Source organism: Tolypothrix sp. FACHB-123 (genome assembly GCF_014697075.1).
Classification (GTDB): domain Bacteria; phylum Cyanobacteriota; class Cyanobacteriia; order Cyanobacteriales; family Nostocaceae; genus Aulosira.
The window spans coordinates 234,347-256,901 of record NZ_JACJRE010000003.1; the positions used below are offsets into that span (position 1 = coordinate 234,347).

Genomic DNA, 22,555 nt, shown 5'->3' on the forward strand with positions numbered 1-22,555 from the left:
ATCTTAGCAGTACCCCTTCGGAGAATCACACCTTACCGCATTCCATCGCTCAAATAGCCATGACTAAATCCCGTTCCTCCCAAACCCAGCTGCTAGATAATGATACAGTTGCCGCCTGGATTTTTCTCACACCAGCCCTGATTTTATTAGGTCTATTTATTATTTGGCCGATCGCCTATTTGTTTTATCTCAGTTTCACCGCGGGGAGTTTCACCTCCAAAGGAACTTATCTCGTAGGCTTAAAAAATTACTGGCGCTTGCTGTTCAATGCCGATTTTTGGCAAGTCTTGGGTAACACTGCTTACTTTACCATTGCCTCAGTCATTCCCAGCTTAGTAATTCCTTTAGGATTAGCAGTATTATTAAACCGTTCTTTAGCCTTACGGGGTATCCTTCGCAGTGCCTACTTTTTACCTTCCATTATTTCCCTCGTCGCCGCTGGCTTAGGATTTCGCTGGCTATTTCAAACTACTGGCCCCGTGAACGCTTTTTTAAATATATTTGGTATCCCATCTATTTCTTGGTTAGGTGATACATTTTGGGCTATGCCAGTACTCATTTTATTAAGTATTTGGAAACAACTTGGCTTTAACATGGTTGTGTTTTTAGCAGGGTTGCAAGCCATACCCCCCAGTCGTTACGAAGCCGCCGAACTCGATGGTGCAAATGGTTGGCAACAATTTTGGCATATTACCCTCCCTGGATTGCGATCGACTTTAATATTTGCGATTGTCACCACAGCGATATTTACCTTACGCAGTTTTGAGCAAGTTTACGTGATGACAGGCGGAGGCCCAATCAACTCCACAAATTTACTGGTTCATTACATTTATCAAGAAGCTTTTGGTCAATTTGATTTTGGATATGCCGCCGCCGCCGCTACAGTCTTACTAGCACTCACCCTAGTTTTTGTTTATTTGCAATTGCGAACTTGGAGTGAGGAATCATGAAGAGAATGGTGCAGCACAGGGTTTCCGGTGTTCGCATAGGTGCAAGAGTAATAACTTATTAGGCGGAAAATGTTAAATTTATTAAAACCAAACCCAAAATTCCTACTAAATTATGCTTACATAATTCTGTAGTACAGATATTAGTCATAGTTGTAGAGTGCGGGAAAAGATAGCTTCCTAACTATATTTTGTAATTTAAGTAAAAGTAACGATCGTAAATTTACGAGTATTATAGCTAAAGAAAATTCCAACTTTAGGAATTCTTCAAGAGTTTTCCAGCAAAAATTACCTGGCACAAGTCGATTTTAAATCACAATAATGGAGTGAGAGTGTAAAACTACTCACCATTATTTGTGCAGCGAGATGACAGTGCATGAGCTACTGCTTAAATCCTACTTGTTCTCATCCAGAAAATTTGGCACATAGCCAAAGGTGTCAGTCTTGTGGCTCACAACTACTTTTGCGCGATCGCTATCAAGTACTTCAACCATTAGGTCAAGGTGGCTTTGGTGCAACCTTTTTAGCCCAAGATCAAGGTTTACCTGGAGAACCAAGTTGCGTGATCAAGCAGCTGCGTCCTTCAGCCACCGCACCACATATTTTACAAATGGCGCGAGAACTGTTTGAGCGCGAAGCCAGAACCTTAGGTAAAATTGGCAATCATCCTCAATTGCCAAGGTTATTAGACTACTTTGAGTACCAACAACAATTTTACTTAGTTCAGGAATATATTAGCGGTGCTACTCTTCAGCAAGAAGTACAACGGAATGGTAACTTTACGGAAGCCGGAGTCAAGCAGTTTTTAAGTGAAATCTTGCCATTGCTACAATATGTCCACGAGCAAAAGGTAATTCACCGGGATATCAAACCAGCCAACTTGATTCGCCGCACTCAAGATGCCAGGATGGTACTAATTGACTTTGGTGCAGTTAAAAACCAAGTCACTCAAGGTGTACCCGGCCAATCTGACCAAACAGCATTAACCGCATACGCAATTGGAACTCCGGGATTTGCACCGCCAGAGCAAATGGCTATGCGTCCAGTCTACGCCAGTGATATCTATGCCTTAGGGGTAACATCTATTTATCTATTAACTGGTAAAACTCCTAAAGATTTAGAATACAATCCCTCAACAGGTGAAATGATTTGGGAGCCACTGGTGCAAGTGAGCGATCACTTAGGCAGTGTGTTGCGGAAAATGTTAGAAGTGTCAGTACGCAACCGCTACAAGTCAGCCCAAGAAGTACTCAGAGGGTTGGAAATGGAACCCTATCTGGATAGTTTAGCTAAGGGACTGCTGGTTAAGTCAGATGGATCTACAAAGGAACAGACACATAACCGCATCGCAGATTCGGCAATTTTGTGCAACAATCCCGCCACTAATCCTAATAACTTAGGGGTAGCACAAGTAGCAGCGGCAATTAGGGCTAGACGAGCTAAAGCATCTGAAAGTGTGGGATTGCATCCTAGGGGAATACGCTCAGGGGTGGTAATGGCAAAACCAACAACTCTAGATAGTAACAGTAGTAATAGTTCGCAAAATCAACAATCTAAAGTTGTACGTAAATTAAATACCCAAGATTTACTAACTGCTTATCTTAAAGGCAGACGGGATTTTGCTTTACACAATTTGAAGATGCTCAACCTGCAAGGTGCTGATTTATCCGGGACAAATTTCCATTCTGCCCAATTGCAAAAAACTAACCTTCAGGGGGCCAATCTCCACGATAGCGACTTTGGCAGAGCTAGTCTCAATGAGGCTAATCTTCGGGATGCTAACCTGAGCAAAGCTTACTTCAGCAACGCTGATTTAGAAGGTGCAGATTTACGCGGTGCTGACCTTAGCTATGCTTATCTCAACAATGCTAATCTTCGCGGTGCTAATCTTTGTGGTGCTAATCTTACTGGTGCCAAAATTACTGAGGAGCAGCTGGTATTAGCCAAAACAAATTGGATGACAGTGCGCCCTAATGGTAAAAGAGGTTTATTGTAATTTAACAGTTAACCGGAATTTCCTGAGTTAAGTCTAGTAAAGACTGATATCGGAAAGATTGTTGGCAAAACTCTCAGGCTGAGGCTGTGGTAGTTATCCTAGCCAAGAGTAAAGTGACTCCATGTTTAATTTTTGAGCCACTAAAATTTTTATTCATATCGTTATTTCGACTATTATTAAAAAATTTTAATAAAATTTTTATATTTACTATCTGTTACAATTCAACAAATATAATTTACAATAAAAAATAAACAGTCACAATAATATTTCATAAAAACTTTCTATGCAATGTATTTATTTTTATTAATACCAAGAAAACTTTTACCTCAAAAGTGAACAACTTAACCCCTTAAGCTGCTTGTTTTTAAGTAGTCAACGGCAAGTAAATTATTCCTGATAGTAGGCTGAGAAGTAATATTAATGACCGAAATCAGCAAATCACATTTTTTGCCCATCAAAGGCTTATCTATGATGGCTGAGTTGCAACAGAAGGAACTAGAACGGCGATTAAGTTTATTTCAAGTATTTCTCAAGTTATATGAACAACATAGCAACGTTATCGATGACATTCTGCAACTAGAAAACCTAACTCCAGTATCATCAGCAGTAAATCAAATTTACGTACAAGGTGTAGTGGATGGTTCTACAGTTTATATAATTACTAATTTGTGTGACCAAAAAACCCAAGCTTTGCAGCAACCACAGGGAATTTGGACGATAGGTCGAGATGAGAGCAATGGTATATCTATTACCGATCAATATCTATCCGATCGCCATGCTGCGATTCAATATATTGACAATCAAGGCTTTTACTTGATTGACTTTAAAAGTGTAAATGGCTCATTTGTCAACGGTGAACCAGTCTACCAGCCTACTAAACTTAATGATGGCGATCGCATTCGTCTAGGAATTATCAGTTTTGATTTTTTTGTTAATCATACCAGCCGTACTCTGCCGACAGTTGCTTTAGAGTTACTGATGCAGCTTGTACCGGGAAGGAATGATAATTCACTGAATTTACTTAATTCAATCAGCAACAAAAACAATTACACAATTGAGTCCTTGAATCATCCTGTACAGATTACTAGAGGCTCATATTTAATTAATGATTTGAAATATGAGCGTTCTCACTTTAGTGCAGAAGAAAAGTCGGAAATTTTAGATCGTTTTTTCAGCAGTCAGCAGTCTCAGCACCTTTAAATTCAAGTAAAAAAATTTTGTAGTTAGGGCTGAAATCCTAACTACGAACTCATCAAAATTAATGCAATTTACAGAAATTCGGCGCTTGATTGCCCACCCCTTAATGGGATGGGATGAGCTTAAGATGATTATTTATTGGGATATACAGCAAATTTGGCTGTATATCCCATTTTTTAGGTTTATTCTTCTTCTGCGTCTAAATCTTCTTCGTCCTCTTCGTCGCTGACCTTAGTGACAGAGTTAGCAGAAACAACTGCGCCTTTGTCTAGCTTTTCACGTACTAGCTGCTTCATTTGTGCAGCAAATTCTGGCTTTTCTTCTAAATATTTGATGGCGTTGTCCCGACCTTGAGAAATATTCTCGCCATTGAAACTATACCAAGCACCCTTGCGGATGAGAATGCCTGTTTCCTCAGCTAAGTCAACAAGACAACCTAGAGTAGAAACTCCTTTACCAAAAATAATGTCAAATTCTGCAATTCTAAAAGGCGGTGCTACTTTATTTTTTGCTACCTTGACTTTCACGCGGTTACCAAATTCATCTGTACCTTTTTTCAAGGTTTGAATCCGGCGAATATCTAAGCGTACCGAGGCGTAGAATTTTAGGGCATTACCACCAGTTGTGGTCTCTGGGCTACCATAGGTAACACCGATTTTTTGCCGCAATTGGTTGATGAAAATTACTGTGCAGCCAGATTTACCAATATTGCCAGTAATTTTACGCAGAGCTTGGCTCATTAAGCGAGCTTGCAGACCAACGTGAGCATCTCCCATATCGCCTTCAATTTCGGCTCTAGGTACTAGGGCGGCTACAGAGTCAATGACTACAATGTCAACCGCAGCAGAGCGAACCAATTGATCGACAATTTCTAAAGCTGATTCACCTGTATCTGGCTGTGAAACCAAAAGATTTTCAATATCTACACCTAATGCCCCAGCGTAGGTGGGATCAAGGGCGTGTTCTGCGTCAACAAAGGCAGCAATACCGCCTTCTTTTTGCACTTCTGCGATCGCATGTAGTGCTACTGTGGTTTTACCGGAGCTTTCCGGCCCATAAATCTCAATCACCCGACCTTTGGGTAAACCTCCACCCAATGCTAAATCCAAGGTGAGTGCGCCGGTGGAAATTGTCTCTACCCGCATCCGAGTAGCATCCCCTAGGCGCATGATTGCTCCTTTACCAAAGCTGCGCTCAATCTGGTTGAGTACAATATTCAGCGCTTTTTGCTTGCCAGAAGTATCGGTATTGATAGCCATTCCTGCCTCTAACTAAATATATGGATTTAAGGACTTTTGGGATTGGAGTCTGAGTAGAACAGATATACTATTTTAGCCAGAAAATTCTGGAATTAGAACTTTTTAAACAAGAAAGTGTGACAAGATCGTCACTCGATCTGATACATTCACATTGAACATGACCTTCATACTTTATTTTGGCTTTTACGAGCACTGTTTGGGGAACTAAGATCATTATCGCTTTCAGGTCGCTACAAATATAGCAGTTCTCGGTTGAATGCAATACAGCCTAAGACAAGGTACGAAAAGATTCTTTGTTTACCAGGCACTACAAGATTTGGTCAATAACCCCACTCAAAAGGGGATGGAGTTTTTGGGCATGGGGCATAGCGAAGAAATTACCAATGCCCAATGCCCCAAGCGGCGGGGCGGCTGTCCCTCTCCACCTACAAGGAGATGAAGTTTACCGCCGCTTTCAATGAATATCGTGAAGCTCGTCCCACTTCTGTTAGGGGATGGTGAATCAAGTGCCAACTTTCTGTAAAATTTTAGACATGCAAAAGGCAGGAGTTAGTGGCTTGGTTAGCTCTTGTCTCCTGCCTTTTGCAAATCAAGAACTAAATTCCTGACTACAGCGAACGTTTTCCTCAAATTACTCACATGAAGATTTAGCTTTTTGTTTGGATAACTTTTTGCGATAGAGCAGGTAAATTCCTGCTAAACATGAGCCGGCAATCGTTGATGGTTCCGGTACATTGTTTCTGGGTGGAGCTTCTGGTTTACTACCATAAGTAACTCTGGCATAAATATCGCCGGGAACGGTGGCATATGCATCTTCAAGAGCACTGATACTTGTTTGGGGTCGATTAGAAAATGATGGTATTGTATCGCTAAAACCACCTATTTCAAATTGATATGAATTCAAATTTAATTTGAAATTGGTTGTAGCTATGGGTGTAATAAATTCAACACGGTCTGCGTTGACTGGATCTTTAATGTTGTCTGTATTCAGGGTATTTACTAAATTAAACCTTACTGGTAACGATTTATTTACTTGATTTTGTTGGTCGCTAAAAGATAAATCAAGATTTAAGGTTACATTCTTGACATTAGTATCTGCGTAGATAAGTCCGTTAAAGTATTGTAGACTACCTATTTTAAACCAAGAGCCAAGTTTTTCTGAGAAGGAATTTCCCGTAAATGTTAGTTCATTGGGTTTGTTGGTAGACGAATTCGCTGCTACAGTACCCCAGTTAAATGTTTTTGTTCCTACACCCTGAGTAATTGTTGGGCACTCAAGATTACCTGGATCATTTATGCAAATGTTACCGCTATCGAGAATCGGGTTGCTCCATACACCATCCGCTGTACCGGAAATAGTGAAAGCTTGGGCTTTACTAGAAAACCCAAATGCTGATAAAGCCAACATTGAGCAACCAGATAGAGCAGTGGCAAAAACCAAACTAATGTTCATAACGTCAGGTTTCAACTCCTACCTGATACCTAACCTATACACCTTAGTAAAGATGCGGAAATAAACCAAGAAGTTTCCGTGAACTTAATTAAACTTTTACACAAACTTTATATTACTACTTAAAAAATTTATATAAGGGTATATATTTAGTCTCAGTATAGTGAAGTATTTACTAGGGTATCGTAAATGTTAAATATTTTAAAATTACAGAAATTACTGAGGCAGTAAAAATATTGCAGAGGAGCGGAGAGGCAAATACACGCAAAATGTGAATTCTGCTCCTCATCTCCTCTGCTAGTTCAGAGTGCGTAGACGCGCGGCTTATGACTAGACATCGCCAAAAGCTAGCTATTAGGGTGCTAAGGCGTTACCGCGAATCAGGCTACCAATGGTTTTGGCAGTAATTTTTAATTGAGTTATGGGGTTAGCGGGGACAACTGTTTTGTAGAGATAGCTGTCGAATGTGAGCTTTTGCACATCCAAGTCAGCGCACATTTCTACAAAGGCCTCGCGGGTAGCGTCGGAACGATAAAATACGGTTTGCAGAATGTCTAATACCTTGTAGGTAAGCCCATATTTTCTATCCCAGCGCTTCAGGTAAACTTTGAGGTCGTTTTCAGTGGGGATTTTTTTGCCGTTGTCGGACATTTCCACAATGGTTTCGGCACACATCCGCCCAGATTTAGCCGCAAAGTAAATACCTTCACCAGAAGATTTGGTAACGTAGCCAGCTGCATCTCCAACTAAGGCGATTCTACCGACGACGCGGCGAGGACGGGGATGTTCGGGGATGGGGTGGGCTTCAACTTTGATGATTTTACCGCCTGCTAACTTCTCGCTAGCACGAGCGCGAATCCCTGCTTGTAACTGTTTAATGCTGGCTTTATTTACCTGCATTGTGCCAGTACCGACGGCTACGTGATCGTATTTGGGGAATACCCAAGCGTAGAAGTCAGTAGAAACGTCATTACCGACATACATTTCGGCGAGATCGTTGTAGTAAGCCATTTTGTCTTGGGGTAGACGAATGCGCTCTTGGAATGCGATCGCATAATTGTAATCCCCAGCATCCATTTCTTTCGCAATCCGGGAATTAGCCCCATCAGCCCCAATTACTAAATCCACTTTTAAGGTTTTAGTAATACCCTGTGAGCCACCTTCTGTATGGTCTACATAATGGATGGTATAGGGATCAGTATTGTTGGTAGGTATATCAAGTTTATGAACGGTGGCATTAATTAAAATTGCACCTAGTTTTGCCGCACGATTCCGGAGGAAGCCATCCAAAACCTCACGGCGGCACATTCCTATATATTCATCTTGATTTATCAGATTGATATCAACTTCTCTATTTGAGGGTGATATCATTTTCATCTTGCGCACGCGGCGATCGATAATTTCCGGTGGTAAGTCAAACTCACTTACCATACACAGGGGAATGGCTCCCCCGCAAGGCTTGGCATTATCTAGCTTCCGCTCGATTAGGTAAGTTTCAATCCCAGCTTTTGCCAGTGTTTCGGCGGCAGATGAACCAGCTGGGCCCGAACCAACAACAGCAACCCGTAGTGTCAAAGGTTTTCTCCCAATTTTGAGATTTACCGAAAGCATCCTACCACGGACGTTTGGCTCATTTCTCGCTCTTGCTTCTAGTTTTGACGGAAATGCAATATTCCTTAATATTTCGATACGAAGTACTCACTCCTGAAGTCAGTTAAACCCAACAAATGTGCGTATTGTGATCATGCGGCAATTCAATGTTTAATAAGCTACAATTTGTAATTAAGTAATTTGATGCTCATTTAGGAAGTTGAATTATGGCTATGCGAGACGCAGACAAGGATCGTCGCAAAAATCGCCCTGTCAATAATCTTCACCCACCTGCGAGAGAACCAGTTTCCATGCATGAGCTTAAACAGTTTTTGATCAACGCTCGTGCTGATCGCGATAAATATCAAAAAGAATCTAAGGAAGCTGCATCCCAACGTGATGAATGGGAAAAACGAGCCAAAGAAAATCAAGAAGCTGCTTCTCAACTTGTTGTTGTTGAGCAAAAGATCCAAACTTACCAAATCGAGGCTCATGAGCTAAAAGAACGCGCCGACAAAAATTATCAGCTATATCTTGATGGACAACAAAGTTATCAACATACTCTCTCCCTCTACAACGAAGAAAAAGCGAGAGCGACTGAATTACTAGCTCAATATGAAGTAGCAAACTCTGAGCGAGATAGGTATTTAACTTTATATAATGAGACTAAAGCAGAACTCAAGTATGAGCGACGTTCAAAAGCGAGTATTAAGGGATGGGAAACTCGCCGTAAAGCTGAGAACGCTAAACTAAAGCAAGAAATCAGTCAGATGGTTGTGCTATTGCGTGAGTCCCTTGCAAGTAAAGATGAAGCTGTAAACAACCTCTACTTGGTTGCAGAACGTATGGATAGGATTCAATCTTTAGTTGATTCGGCGACAGAAGAAACAACAAACAATCCTGTAAATTTAGTACAAAAATTTAGACGTATTTGGCTTGCTGTTAAAGATATCCTTTCCGAATAGAGAAGCCTCCTCATGAGCAAAAAATCAGTACCCACCCAAAGAACTCAAAATAAACCAAAGTTGGGTGATCAAATTCGTAGTATTGCTGATCGGCTCAAACAAGAGACTGATGTGCAAATAAAAGCTACCTCCCGGATTTTGGGAGCCGCTGCTCAGATTTCGGAAAATTATGACAAACTTGTTGATGAAGTAGTCGATATGGTTGAGGAAGACCTTAACCAACAACTCCAGATAACTCAGAAGTATTTTTATACTGCCGATATTCTCAAGCAGAAGTTTAAGACTTTACGTGAAGCAAAGGCGCACTTTCAACTGAAAGTTAATAGTTGGGAATCCCTTGCTAAGAAACTAAATGAACCTCAATCAGAATCTGATTTGAGAAACAACCGTAAGGAAAAAGTGAAACAGGGACAAAAGAATATTGAAAAGGTGAATGTTATTTTAGATCCTGATGTTGCAGAAGTTTTCCCTAATTCTGAAGTAGTCAACGCGGCTCTACGTTCTTTAATTATAAAGAAAAATAATTTTTAGCTAGAGCAAAATTAACCTTGTATGGATGAGATGTCAGCTAATGGCAAAGTAGTAAATAGCACATAAAATGCAAATTTCCCTTGTTGATTCTCTTTCTAGACAAGTTGGTGTGGCTGCAATTACTGGATATCAAAAACACATTTCCCCGCATAAAGGCTTTGTTTGCGCTCATCGGGTGTTATATGGGGGTGAATCTTGCTCCCAGTATATTAAGCGAGTCGTCGCCGAAGATGGGTTTCAGGCTGCATTTGTCAAGTCCCGCGAACGATTTCAAGCTTGTAAGCAAGCCAACCAGATTTTGCGATCTACCGGAGGCGGTAGCGCTTCGCTATCGCAAGCTGAGGACTCAGAACCAACTGAAGATGAGTCAGACTCAAATCTGCATTCACCAAAAAAAGCCCCAAAACCAGCCATAGTGAGTCATGCTAACAAATCTTCTTTCAATAGCAGTGACGGTACTTACTGCGTTGATTGTGCAGATTTGGGCTGCAATTGTGCTGAACTTGTGAGCATGAGTCCTGATTGTAGCGTCCTCGATTGTCATGCTTTGGATTGTAGTGGTGCTGATTGTAGCTTCCTTGACTGTGGTGGCTGTGGATAACTAAATTTTTTTATTTTTTAATAGTTCAAAAATCATAGTCTTATGGTATATATGTAATACGGTAATCCTAGCAATTATTCGTAGATTATTGGCAGGGGAAAAGCAGTGGGCATATTAGTTGAAAATGTATCCAAGAATTTTGGAAGTTTCCACGCTATCGAGCGGGTAAATTTAGAGGTAAAAACTGGTTCTCTTGTTGCCTTGCTTGGCCCATCAGGCTCTGGAAAATCCACCCTGCTAAGGTTAATTGCAGGCTTAGAGTTACCAGATAGTGGCAAAATCTTTTTAACTGGTAAAGATGCTACCTATCAAAGCGTGCAGGATCGCAATATTGGGTTTGTGTTCCAGCACTATGCTCTATTTAAGCACAGGACTGTACGTCAGAATATTGCTTTTGGCTTAGAAATTCGCAAGGTTCCCGTTAAGAAAATTCAAGGGCGGGTAGAACAGTTACTAGAATTAGTCCAATTGACTGGTTTAGGCGATCGCTATCCTTCACAACTTTCTGGTGGACAAAGACAACGGGTAGCTTTAGCTAGGGCGTTGGCTGTAGAACCAGAAGTGTTATTACTGGATGAACCTTTTGGCGCGCTGGATGCAAAAGTGCGGAAAGATTTACGCGCATGGTTACGTCGGCTCCATGATGAAGTTCATGTTACCACTGTTTTCGTCACCCACGACCAAGAAGAGGCAATGGAAGTCTCCGACGAAATTGTGGTGATGAATAAAGGGCGCGTGGAACAAGTAGGAACTCCAGAGCAAATTTACGATCATCCTGCGAGTTCCTTTGTGATGAGTTTTATCGGCCCGGTAAACGTGTTACCTAGTTCTTCGCGGATTTTCAAAAGCAGCGAATTTGAAGTTCCCCATCCAGAAGTATTTTTACGCCCACAAGATGTGATTGTGGAGAAACATGCTAACGGTGCGACTACACCAGCAACCGTTAGCCGAGTAATACATTTAGGCTGGGAAATTCAAGTAGAATTAAGCTTAGACGAAGGACAAGTAGTGATGGCGCATTTAACACGCGATCGCTTTAAAGAATTGGAGTTAGAACCACAACAACGGGTTTATGTCAAGCCCAAGGATGCTAAGTCTTTCCCCTTGTCTTATTCGATTTAAAGAGACTTATACCAATTTAAAAATAGAATGCGACAGATTGTAGGGTATGGTAACGCCATGCCCTTTATATTTCGCCTGAAAATAGCTGTAAATTCCAGATAAATCGCCACCAACCGTCAATTTTCAGAGACATTGAGAAAATTAAAGGTTAAAACAGATACAAGTATTGATTTTCTCAATGTTTAAAATTGTATGGGATTTAATATCATCGGTGCAGTAGTCAACTTTGTTATTCCTGCTGCTGAAAAAATTATTTCAGCATTTATTGACAACAAATTTAGTAAAGAAGATAAACGTAATCTACCTGTAAAAGTTCAAGAAATTAGACAAGATCAGCGTATAAGACAGGCAGAAATAGACTATTATAACCGTCGAGAAGTTAGAGAAAAAGAATTACTACAAATTCAAGAATTACGCCTCAAAGCAGATATGCAAATTGCAGCCGCAAAAGCGGAACGAGAAGAAAGGGCGCTGCAATTAAAGCAAGAAGAATTAGAGGACAAGCGCAAATTAAGCGCCTTGTATTTAGATTTAATTCGCGAGAAAACAGCTAAAGAAATTGAACTCCAACAAAAGGAAATTCAAGCGATTTTTGATCAGCAAAGGTGGCCTGGTGTTTTAAGTCGTGATGAAGCCCAAAGAATTTTTATTGATGAACAAAAGAAACCACGCTTATTAATGTTAGTTCCGCCACCAGATATCAGCGAGGATTTCCCAATATCATTTCGCGACAGTTTGAATAAAGAAATTCGCAATCAATTAAAAATATTTTCAGAAAAGTACTATTCACTTCAGGGTGATTTATGTCCAGTAGAATTTTACGGTAAATATTTTGAGCGTTCGGTATTCGATGCAGAAGTTAAGCAGTTAGAAACAATTTTATCTGCTGTACCAACGGCGATAATTTACACAGATGTTACCGACCACGAAGTTTATTTTAATGTTCGGTTTTGGGGATTGCAAGAGCCAGTATCTTTATCCTTTGAACCTTGGAATTGGGAAGAAGTCAAAAAAGAACTTGAAGAAGCTGGTAATGATGAAAAACAAAGTCTTCGGGTAATTAGACAAACAATTGTTACTTTACATAAGCTGTTAGCAGCCTTTTTAGCAGATTGGTATTACCTGAATATTAATCCAAATTATGAACCTCAGTTATTTAATATAGAGTCAGATATACCTGATGAGTGGAAATCAACGCTTCTTGAAAAGCTTGCTGCAATTCAGCAAGAGTATAGAAATTTTTATCAAAAAGAGTTGCAACAGATTGCTGATTCTCAAAACAAAAAAACTCAGTTCTGGAAATGTGTAGACACACTTTATGAACATAATAGTCCTATTTATTCTATTGGTATAAGCCCTGATGGTAAAACATTTGCCAGTGGTGCTGGAGATAATACCATTAAGGTTTGGAACCTACATACTGGTGAAAATATTGCTACTTTCAATGGTCATTCAGATTCAGTAAGGTCAGTTACGTTTAGCTCTGATGGGCTGATTCTTGCAAGTGGGAGCAGTGATAATACTGTTAAACTCTGGTATTCCCTAACAGGAAAGACTTTCACAGAAAAAAGTAATGTGACTTCAGTTGCTATAAGCCCTGATTGTAAAACATTGGTTAGTGGTAATGGAGATAACACAATAAAAGTTTGGAACTTAATCACTAATCAGCTAATTTATACCCTATCTGGGCACGAAAATCCTGTGATGTCTGTTGTATTTACTGTGAATGGGGAGACATTAATTAGCGGTAGTATTGATAGTACTATCAAAATATGGGATTTAAATACAGGATTGGCAATTCATACTCTGAGAGAACACTCAAAATCGGTGTGGAGTGTTGCCGTTAGTCCTGATAGACAGACTTTTGCAAGTGGTAGTTATGACGAGACTATCAAAATTTGGCATATTCCAACAGGGAAACTTATCCATACATTTTATGGTCATGAAAATGCTATTAGATCAGTTGCTTTTAGTCCTGATGGAAACACTTTAGCTAGTGCTAGTGCTGATAGTACAATTAAACTTTGGCATTTAGGAACAAAAGAGTTGCTAACTACTCTTTCGGAGCATTTATTTAATATTTACTCTGTAGCCTTCAGTCCTGATGGCAAAACTATTGTTAGTGGTAGTGAGGACTATACAATTAAAATTTGGCGGTGTGAGTGATATCGATATGGATATGAAAGAGTGATTTTTTATGTAGAGTGATTGAGAGTGCGATCGCTCTTTATCAAGACCCTCTCAAAAGCGGTAACATTTCAATGATCGCAATCTGTAAATCAGGAAACTCTAGAGGCGAAATAGTCTCATTTTCTGCCAAAATCACTTCTCTTTGATAACCATCTTCAGTTGGTTCTCGAAATACATGTAATTGACGCCCAATTACATCTAATACCCAATAATCTGTAATTCCTGCTTTTGAATAAGCTTTTCCTTTAGTTTCACAATCTAGTTTAAGACTGCTATCTGCTACTTCAATAATTAGATAAACTTCTGAAGGTGTAGGATGATGATCTGCATAGTCTAGTGGATCTATTTTAACTACAGCAATATCAGGTTCTGGTTCAGACCGTTCATTTAACTTTACTGGATCTTGAATCGATACCCAAGCCCGATGTGCTAATCTATTTTTTAATAAATAATCTGTCCTCCCCACAGATGAACGATGGGCTGTCCCTTTTGCAATCATCCCAATAATCTTTCCTTCTAAAAGTTCAACACGTTCATCATCAGCAAAAATTCCAGCCTCAGCCATTCGGTGGTATTCATCCACAGTCCACAGGCGAAGCTGTAATGTTGTGTCTGTGTTTTGCATGGTTTGTTTAGCAAAGCTGAAAGTTAATTAATATCCTATTTTAATCCTGAGTTACTGCCTCAAATAGTTGTGATACTTTGACATTCATCTGATTAAATTGTGGAGAGATAATCACTTCATCACCTGAAAAGTTACCCACCTCAGTGTAAATATTTCCAGTTAATTCTAAAACCAAGACAGTTTTATTTTCAGGGTCAATAATCCAATATTCAGGAATTTCACAATCTTGATATTGTCCGCGCTTGGCAATAAAATCTCTATCCCGTTGTAATTCTCCTGGACTTACTACTTCAATTACTAGTAGTGGAGGTAGCATTGATAAGCGAATAGTATTACGTTTTGCTAACTGCTGAATATGTTCTTCCCGAATAATAGTCAAGTCAGGATAACGGTTTCTGGGTTCTCCTCTAACTTCCAGTTCCAAGCCATGTCCTCGAACTCGATCAATTCCTACAATCATTGCAAAAATTAAGAAAAGACGATTTGCAATCTGAACATTAGTTCCTGATTCTGGAGGCATCTCGATTAACTCTCCATTAAACAATTCATAGAGTTTTTCTGTGCCATCATCATAAGACAGGTATTCTTCAAAGGTTTGAAATTGATGTTTAACTGGTAGCATCATAGTTTCTCATGATGAATCTTAATGTAAGTTTAGCGGATTTTTCTCAGCAGTTTCATCAATACTATTCCAGCAATTAAATCAGAAAGTAAATACCCTTAAAATTCTTACAAATGACAAATGACTATTGACTATTGACAATCCCCACCAGTTAGCTTTATTTGCCTCGTCCTACTTAAACCTCAACAATTTGAATTTCATCAAGCCGATTAATTACCACATCCGCACCTTGGACATGATCTAATTTATTAATCCAAGTAATTCCAATACAACCTGCGGCTTGAGCATTCTTTGCCATTTGCATATCACCCACAGAATCACCTACCATTAATGTAGCTCTTGGTTCTACTCCTAAGGCTTGGCAAGCTTGTAAAAATAGTATGGGATCTGGTTTACTCGGCCCTTCATCTACTCCCTTTTCTAGCTGGATATAATCGCTTAACTGGTGATGTGCGACAAAGTTTTGGACTTCTTGAGTTGTCGCTGCTGAGACGATACCCAGTTTTAATCCAGCTTCGGAAAGTGACTTCAAAACCTCTACGCTACCTGCAAATAGTGGCGAAGGAGTTTGACTGATGTATTTTTCGGCTTCATCCAAGGCTTGACGGGCAATTTTTAAAGATTCAAACCATCCCTTACCAGTTTCCGCAATATATGCGGCGGTGGCGATTTCTGTTTCGCGGCGACTGGCGACTGACATAATACCTGCTGGATCGAGACTATTACCATTGACACCAAAAGCCATGAGTAAGGGTTCGCCAATACCAGGGAATTGTGCATCTACTAACCTGGCTGTTCTTTGAGCGAGCGATCGCAAATACGCTTCTGAATCTTCTAGAGTACCGTTTTTATCAAACAAAATCGCTTGAATATTAGTAAATGTGATATTTCTACATTTAATAGTTACCAAAATTTTCACCCCTAGTTATCAATAAAAAATTTCTAAAAATCACAATTTAGAATTGCTATAATCCCATAAAAAAAGAGGGAAAATCCCCCTTTTTGAAAAACTTTCATGTTTTTAATTACAGACAAATAGAAGTGTATTACTCTTCAATAGCTGCTGGAATTTCTTCTTCAATAGCTGCTGGGATATCTTCTTCTGTAGCTGGGGGAATTTCTTCTTCAACTACAACATCAGCAACATCAGCAGCAACAGCAGTGATACCTTGTTGTTTTGCTAGCAACTGTTCGCGATATTTAGCAGCCATTTCTTCTGCTTTATCGTAAACCAAATCGCGGTTTTTAATCATGTCACCTGGTTCTGGTTCCAGCTGCTTAGTTGATAAGGAGATCCGACCTCTTTCTGCATCTAAGTCAATGATCATCACTTTCACTTCATCATTAACATTAAATACACTGTGAGGTGTATCAATATGCTCGTGAGAAATTTCCGAGATGTGTAACAGACCGCTCACACCGCCGATATCAATGAATGCACCGTAGGGCTTAATACCGCGCACTGTACCAATTACAACTTCACCAACTTCGAGGCGGTTCATCTTCCGCTCAACTAGCGCCCGACGGTGAGACAGAACTAAGCGATTACGTTCTTCATCTACTTCTAGGAATTTCAATGGTAGTTCTTCACCTACCAATTCTTCTTTGGGTTTACGAGTGCTGATGTGGGAACCAGGAATAAACCCGCGTAATCCCTCAATCCGGACTAATGCACCACCACGGTTAGTAGCAAATACACCAGAACGAACTGTAGCATCTTCAGCTTGTAGCTGACGTACACGCTCCCAAGCGCGCATATATTCAATCCGACGAATCGAGAGGGTCAGCTGACCATCTTCGTTTTCGTCGGTGAGAATGAAAAATTCCCTGGTTTCGTTAGACTGTAATACTTCTTCCGGGGCATCGACCCGGTTAATTGACATTTCTTGTATAGGTATGTATGCTGCGGTTTTAGCACCTATGTCAATCAGAGCGCCGCGCGGCTCTATACTGAAAACGGTTCCTGGTACAATATCGCCAGGGCTAAAGTGATAATCGTACTTATCAAGTAGAGCAGCGAAATCTTCGTGAGTAAATCCAATTTCTGTAGCGGTTAAATTCTGATTGACCATGCTAATTTGTTCCTGGTTCTAGTCTCCGTAATTTTTTGTCGCAAGTGGAATTATTAGACGAGCGCTATCATGCCAGTCTAAACCTATTTCATCCTAGCGTAGAAAAGCTAGTAACAACACATATTAACTTCCAGATAGAAGATTATATCATAATGCTGGATGACAAGTCATTTATCGGAAGTTGGTGTTTATCGCCAAGGGTTTTAATCCTAAGTATTTATAATTCGTTATCAAATTACTCATAATTAGAGTCTTTAACCCAGCATCTAGCTTACACCAAAGTCTTCCCCAATTATTCAGGATTATCAGGAATTATCGCTAATTAAAGTAATGGCAGATAGTTTAATTTTTACTCGGCAAACTAATTCTCTAGGCTATAAACCTAAATATCCGCTGATACTACAAAGTTACCAGCGGATATTTAGCTTTCGATGGTATTAAAAATCTGGGAATAGCAAACTAGTCGTCTTTTTTCGCAATTCGGGGGGGTTCACGAAATGCGATCGCAAAGAAGATAACTCCTATACACAGAGTGAAAATTAAGATGTACGCAACGCTTTCCATATTACAAGTTCCTGCCTATCCAGCCAGTAATAATATTGTAACAAGCTAGGAGATTGGGGACTGGGAACTAAGTATTAAGTGATTAGAAAAAACTTTTCTAGCCCCTAGCCCCTAGTCCCTAGTCCCTAATAACTAGAGGGCTTCTTTACGGCGGGTTGTCTTATCACCCACTTTCTGGAATAGACCCCACTCTACTTGCTCTTCTAGATCCGCTTCCACACCAGCGAATACATCGCGGTAGATGGTACGTGAACCATGCCACAAGTGACCAAAGAAGAATAAGAGAGCAAATACAGCGTGTCCAAAGGTAAACCAACCTCTAGGAGATGTGCGGAATACACCATCAGAGTTCAAGGTTTCCCGGTCAAATTCAAATATTTCACCGCCTTGAGCCTTGCGGGCGTATTTCTTCACATCGGCTGGATCTGTAAATGTTTTACCATCCAAATCGCCACCGTAGAAGCTAACGGTTACACCAGATTGTTCAAAGCTATATTTGGATTCTGCCCGACGGAATGGAATGTCAGCGCGGACGATACCATCTTTGTCAGTCAAGATAACTGGGAAGGTTTCAAAGAAGTTAGGCAGACGACGCACGGTCAATTCTCTGCCTTCAGAATCTTTGAATACTGCGTGACCTTGCCAAGATTGGGCAATACCATCACCCTTAACCATTGGCCCTGTACGGAATAAACCGCCTTTAGCAGGGCTGTTACCAACGTAATCGTAGAAGGCCAGTTTTTCGGGAATTTGTGCCCAAGCTTCGGAAAGGCTTGCACCATTGCCAACACTGGTTTGAACGCGGCGATTAATTTCTTGACGGAAATAGCCTTGATCCCATTGGTAACGGGTAGGGCCAAACAGTTCAATTGGTGTAGCTGCGTTACCGTACCACATGGTACCAGCGACTACGAAGGCAGCAAAGAATACCGCAGCAATACTGCTAGAAAGTACGGTTTCAATGTTACCCATCCGTAGGGCTTTGTAAAGCCGTTCGGGTGGTCTGACTGTGAGGTGGAATAAGCCTGCAATAATGCCGACGATACCAGCAGCTATATGGTGAGCAACAATACCACCAGGATTAAAGGGGTTAAAGCCATCTGGCCCCCATTCCGGTGCTACTGGTTGGACGCTACCTGTAACTCCAAAGGCATCGGAAACCCACATACCCGGGCCGTATAGTCCAGTGAGGTGAAAAGCACCGAAGCCAAAACAGAGTAAACCAGATAAAAATAGGTGAATGCCAAACATTTTTGGCAAGTCGAGAGCAGGTTCACCAGTACGAGGATCTCTGAAGAGTTCCAAATCCCAGTAAACCCAGTGCCATACGGCAGCTAAGAACAACAGACCAGAAAGGACAATGTGAGCAGCAGCAACGCCTTCAAATGACCAGAAACCAGGATCTGTTGCAGGAGCGCCAGTAACGCTCCAACCGCCCCAAGATTGAGTAACGCCCAAACGTGACATGAAGGGTAACACGAACATCCCTTGACGCCACATGGGGTTGAGAACCGGATCGCTGGGGTCGTAAATAGCTAGTTCGTACAATGCCATCGAACCAGACCAGCCTGCCACTAGAGCTGTGTGCATCAAGTGTACAGAAATCAGCCGCCCTGGATCGTTCAGAACGACTGTGTGTACTCGGTACCAGGGTAGTCCCATCGACTACGCTCCTCCTCGATGAGTTAGTTTACAAAGCAATTTTCTTACGGAAGTTACGGGCGGCAAAATTTACCGCTTTTGCTTCTCTGTTGTTTTTGTTATTGCCAGGGTATTTCTTACCACAGCCTAGTCTTATTAGACAAATAGTGTGGTTGCTCTGGCAGTGCTGACACGCTGGGCGCTCTTTACCCGTTTGGGTAGCGATCGCTCTATGATTTTTCACTACCTAAAAGTTTTCTTACGAAAACTCTTCCTGATTCTTGGAGAATCAGCTAAATGTCTTGACAGACATTTGGGTAGTTAAGCGTGCTAGGCAAGTGCCAAGCAAAAATGAGAATATTTTAAAAAGTGTAACTATTGATGGAACGCTTTGCAAGCGTGTAAATAGATGCGATCGCGTAGCATCTATGATATTTTTCGCTACCAATCCCGGTCATACATCTAATTTGCGTATTCTTCTGGAGGAATCAAGAACAGAGACAAGGGGGACAAGGAGGACAAGGAGGCAGGGAGAATGAGCGAAGCCGATGCCCCATGCCCCATGCCCCAATTTACTGCGCGAAGGCTTGAATGTTGTGCAGCTGACATTTGGCTTCGGCAGTACCCAAGCGTTCAATTACCTGTTCTGCTGTGATCAAACGCTTCAGCACTACTTGTCCGATGCTAGTATCTGTCAGTGCGGCTGTTGTTGGCTTAACTTCTACGGTTAAAACTGCATCTTCTACTCGATATAGCCACAACAATTCGTTATTTTCGACCAAACAAACATTCAGTTTCTGAATATCTGGTTGGCGACGCCATGCGGTGATTTGCCAGAGTCCATCAGACGCCCAGACTCTAGAAACTGTCCAACCTTCCGATAGGAAAAAATATTTCACGTTCTTAGTCTCACTATTAGACTATTAATCCTGCTGATTACGATATCGCGATCGCCTTCCGGGCTGATGTATATCGCGTAATATTATTGTCAGCAAAGCTAGGCAGTAAATGGCTGATTTTTGATTGACACTACTTGGCCTTTGCTCAAGGCTAAACTATCTCAAATATTTTGGATCGCTTCTTACCGTGACGACAAAATCAATTACTGTTGTAAATCTTAATAAATGTCTATTTTTCTACTCAAGTTAATCAGATTTTTGGGCATGGGGCATGGGGCATGGGGCATTGGGCACTGGTAAGGGTTTCAAAGGTATCTACGTTTTTGAATACTTATTGTTTCAAGACAGCTAATCACGAGAAAATTTCACAACCAAACATCAAAATCTCTTCCCTAACCCCTAGCCCCTAATTTTCAAGACAAGTGATTGATGCTTGCTGACCTAATTGAGTCAAATCCGGGATTATCTGGGTATTTAATCTCAGGATATAGATTTTTCGCGGATTTTTGTCGTAAATATTGCTATTTTTATGTAGGCTTTTCACCAACCTATAGTAAAATGACTCACCGCCTACCTCAATAATTTTCCAGATATGACCAGGTTTACCTTATCAGTTAGACGATGGAGACAGATGACACAATTCCTGTCTTTGTTCTGTCTATGTTTATTGTTAGTTGTGAGTTGCGCTCCTCGTCAACAGACATCCACACCAAATAATCCTGCAACTCCGGCTACAAGTACAGGTGATGGACGGATTACTATCGGGACAACAAGCAAACCCAGAACTTTAGATCCGGCTGATGCATATGAATTGGCATCTTTGGGTTTAGTGTTTAATATGAGCGATCGCCTCTATACTTATGAGCCTGGGAGTACAGAAATTAAACCCCAACTGGCGACAGCTTTACCCAAAGTCAGTGCAGATGGTTTAACTTACACTATTCCCTTACGCCAAGGAGTCGTTTTCCATGATGGGACTCCTTTTAATGCGGAAGCGATGGCATTTACAATTAAGCGCTTCATTGAAAATAAAGGTAAACCTTCCTTTTTATTAGCTGATATTGTCGATTCAGTCAAAGCTGCATCGGAGAACGAGTTAACTATCAAGCTGAAAAAACCGTTTGCGGCGTTTCCTTCACTACTGGCGTTTTCTGGGGTATGTCCAGTTTCACCAAAAGCTTACGAAATCGGTGCGGGGAAATTTAAGCCGGGGACATTTGTGGGAACCGGGCCTTATAAGTTAGCCCAATATGGTACTGATTCCTTAAGATTGGATGTGTTTGATAAATATTGGGGCGAAAAGCCAGCGAATCAAGGAATTAACGTCCAAATTCAAAGTAGCCCAGTGAATTTGTTTAACGCCTTCCGTACAGGTGCAGTTGATGTAGCTTATCTTTCTTTACAGCCAGATCAAATCCGTAACTTAGAAGAAGGGGCGAAAAAAGGAGATTGGCAAGCGATTAGCGCTCAAGGTAGTGTAGTGAGTTACATGGTTTTGAACCGGAATCAAAAACCGTTGGATAAACCAGAAGTCAGACAAGCGATCGCATCTTTAATTGATCGACCACTATTAAATCAGCGTGTCTTGTTCAATCAAGCCGATCCGCTTTACAGCATGATTCCCACCACATTTAATGTGTCTGCGCCTTTATTTAAAGATAAATATGGTGATGCTAACTTTGATAAGGCGAAACAACTATTAACTGGCGCTGGTTTTTCTAAAGAAAATCCCGCCAAAGTGCAAGTTTGGTATCCTTCGAGTTCCGCTACTCGCAGTTTAGTCGCCCAGACACTCAAATCATTAGTCGATCAAAAAATGGATGGAATATTGCAATTTGAAATTAGTACCGTAGAAGGTGCGACTTTCTTTAAAGACATTAGCAAAGGTTTATATCCAGCTGCTTTACTTGATTGGTATCCAGACTTTTTAGATCCTGATAATTACGTGCAACCATTCTTATCTTGTCAGAAAGGTTCTGTTGCTAAAGGCTGTGAAGATGGCGGTAGTCAAACGCAAGGTTCTTTCTATTACAATGAAGCCATCAATAAGCTCATCGATCAACAACGCAAAGAACAAAAACCAGAAGCACGTAAGCAGATATTTACCCAAATTCAAGAACAGGTAACAAATGATGTGCCTTACATTCCCTTATGGCAAAATAAAGACTATGTTTTTGCCCAAAAAGGTGTAAGTAATGTCCAACTCGATCCCACGCAAAATTTAGTTTACAAGCCAATTAAAAAGTAATTTTTAGTCAATAGTCAGTAGGGGCGGGTTTTGTCA

20 protein-coding genes are annotated in these 22,555 nt (G+C 40.8%); 10 read left to right on the top strand and 10 right to left on the bottom strand.

Annotation, left to right across the window (positions count from 1 at the left end; all coding sequences use genetic code 11):
- The first annotated feature begins 59 nt into the window (after nt 1-59).
- From H6G41_RS03625 to H6G41_RS03635, 3 genes are all read left to right on the top strand, one after another.
- Nucleotides 60-950, top strand: a complete 891-nt coding sequence (locus H6G41_RS03625; RefSeq protein ID WP_190743675.1) for a carbohydrate ABC transporter permease — start codon at nt 60-62, stop codon at nt 948-950.
- A gap of 373 nt (nt 951-1,323) precedes the next feature.
- Nucleotides 1,324-2,943 (top strand): serine/threonine-protein kinase, encoded by a 1,620-nt coding sequence (locus tag H6G41_RS03630; RefSeq protein WP_190743677.1) that lies wholly within the window; start codon nt 1,324-1,326, stop codon nt 2,941-2,943.
- Between the two features lie 420 nt (nt 2,944-3,363).
- Nucleotides 3,364-4,143, top strand: coding sequence for an FHA domain-containing protein (locus H6G41_RS03635; RefSeq protein ID WP_242037790.1), 780 nt, complete (start codon nt 3,364-3,366; stop codon nt 4,141-4,143).
- A 179-nt stretch (nt 4,144-4,322) separates the two neighbouring features.
- Here H6G41_RS03635 and recA read toward each other — a convergent pair whose 3' ends face one another.
- Nucleotides 4,323-5,399, bottom strand: coding sequence for a recombinase RecA (gene recA, locus H6G41_RS03640; RefSeq protein ID WP_190743679.1), 1,077 nt, complete (start codon nt 5,397-5,399; stop codon nt 4,323-4,325).
- 256 nt (nt 5,400-5,655) lie between these two features.
- Between recA and H6G41_RS03645 the strand changes: the two genes are divergently transcribed.
- Nucleotides 5,656-5,838: a hypothetical protein gene (locus H6G41_RS03645; protein ID WP_190743681.1), complete on the top strand. Its 183-nt coding sequence runs from the start codon at nt 5,656-5,658 to the stop codon at nt 5,836-5,838.
- A 192-nt stretch (nt 5,839-6,030) separates the two neighbouring features.
- Here H6G41_RS03645 and H6G41_RS03650 read toward each other — a convergent pair whose 3' ends face one another.
- Together H6G41_RS03650 and chlP are read right to left on the bottom strand one after the other, a co-directional pair.
- Nucleotides 6,031-6,852, bottom strand: coding sequence for a choice-of-anchor K domain-containing protein (locus H6G41_RS03650; RefSeq protein WP_190743683.1), 822 nt, complete (start codon nt 6,850-6,852; stop codon nt 6,031-6,033).
- Between the two features lie 351 nt (nt 6,853-7,203).
- A complete protein-coding gene (gene chlP / locus H6G41_RS03655) occupies nt 7,204-8,424 on the bottom strand; it encodes a geranylgeranyl reductase (RefSeq protein ID WP_374939408.1) in 1,221 nt (406 codons plus the stop codon).
- 242 nt (nt 8,425-8,666) lie between these two features.
- Here chlP and H6G41_RS03660 point away from each other — a divergent pair, with 242 nt between their 5' ends.
- The 5 genes from H6G41_RS03660 (at nt 8,667) to H6G41_RS03680 (ending at nt 13,824) form a co-directional block, all read left to right on the top strand.
- Nucleotides 8,667-9,404 (top strand): hypothetical protein, encoded by a 738-nt coding sequence (locus tag H6G41_RS03660; RefSeq protein WP_190743687.1) that lies wholly within the window; start codon nt 8,667-8,669, stop codon nt 9,402-9,404.
- 12 nt (nt 9,405-9,416) lie between these two features.
- Nucleotides 9,417-9,935 carry a hypothetical protein gene (locus tag H6G41_RS03665; protein ID WP_190743689.1) on the top strand — a complete coding sequence of 173 codons (519 nt, stop codon included), beginning with the start codon at nt 9,417-9,419 and terminating at the stop codon, nt 9,933-9,935.
- A gap of 67 nt (nt 9,936-10,002) precedes the next feature.
- Nucleotides 10,003-10,536, top strand: coding sequence for a membrane protein insertion efficiency factor YidD (gene yidD, locus H6G41_RS03670; protein ID WP_190743690.1), 534 nt, complete (start codon nt 10,003-10,005; stop codon nt 10,534-10,536).
- Nucleotides 10,537-10,641: 105 nt separating this feature from the next.
- On the top strand, nt 10,642-11,658 hold the full coding sequence (locus H6G41_RS03675) for a TOBE-like domain-containing protein (RefSeq protein ID WP_190743691.1): 1,017 nt from the start codon (nt 10,642-10,644) through the stop codon (nt 11,656-11,658).
- 192 nt (nt 11,659-11,850) lie between these two features.
- The gene (locus tag H6G41_RS03680; RefSeq protein ID WP_190743692.1) at nt 11,851-13,824 is read left to right on the top strand and encodes a PD40 domain-containing protein; all 1,974 of its coding nucleotides are present in this window, start codon (nt 11,851-11,853) and stop codon (nt 13,822-13,824) included.
- A 64-nt stretch (nt 13,825-13,888) separates the two neighbouring features.
- On the opposite strand, the gene H6G41_RS03685 is transcribed toward H6G41_RS03680, so the two are convergent.
- The 7 genes from H6G41_RS03685 to H6G41_RS03720 form a co-directional block, all read right to left on the bottom strand.
- Nucleotides 13,889-14,473, bottom strand: coding sequence for a Uma2 family endonuclease (locus H6G41_RS03685; RefSeq protein ID WP_190743694.1), 585 nt, complete (start codon nt 14,471-14,473; stop codon nt 13,889-13,891).
- 40 nt (nt 14,474-14,513) lie between these two features.
- Complete coding sequence (locus H6G41_RS03690; RefSeq protein WP_190743763.1) at nt 14,514-15,095, bottom strand: Uma2 family endonuclease; 582 nt, start codon at nt 15,093-15,095, stop codon at nt 14,514-14,516.
- Nucleotides 15,096-15,270: 175 nt separating this feature from the next.
- Entirely contained in the window at nt 15,271-16,005 is a 735-nt protein-coding gene (locus H6G41_RS03695; RefSeq protein WP_190743696.1) for an HAD family hydrolase, read from the bottom strand.
- A gap of 136 nt (nt 16,006-16,141) precedes the next feature.
- The gene (locus H6G41_RS03700) at nt 16,142-17,167 is read right to left on the bottom strand and encodes a 30S ribosomal protein S1 (protein WP_190634311.1); all 1,026 of its coding nucleotides are present in this window, start codon (nt 17,165-17,167) and stop codon (nt 16,142-16,144) included.
- A 459-nt stretch (nt 17,168-17,626) separates the two neighbouring features.
- Complete coding sequence (locus tag H6G41_RS03705; protein ID WP_190587733.1) at nt 17,627-17,731, bottom strand: photosystem II reaction center protein T; 105 nt, start codon at nt 17,729-17,731, stop codon at nt 17,627-17,629.
- A 132-nt stretch (nt 17,732-17,863) separates the two neighbouring features.
- Nucleotides 17,864-19,393: a photosystem II chlorophyll-binding protein CP47 gene (psbB, locus tag H6G41_RS03710; RefSeq protein WP_190743698.1), complete on the bottom strand. Its 1,530-nt coding sequence runs from the start codon at nt 19,391-19,393 to the stop codon at nt 17,864-17,866.
- Between the two features lie 551 nt (nt 19,394-19,944).
- Nucleotides 19,945-20,271 (bottom strand): hypothetical protein, encoded by a 327-nt coding sequence (locus H6G41_RS03720; RefSeq protein WP_190743702.1) that lies wholly within the window; start codon nt 20,269-20,271, stop codon nt 19,945-19,947.
- A gap of 592 nt (nt 20,272-20,863) precedes the next feature.
- On the opposite strand from H6G41_RS03720, the gene H6G41_RS03725 reads away from it, so the two are divergent.
- Nucleotides 20,864-22,519, top strand: coding sequence for an ABC transporter substrate-binding protein (locus H6G41_RS03725; RefSeq protein ID WP_190743704.1), 1,656 nt, complete (start codon nt 20,864-20,866; stop codon nt 22,517-22,519).
- The last annotated feature ends 36 nt before the right edge of the window (nt 22,520-22,555 follow it).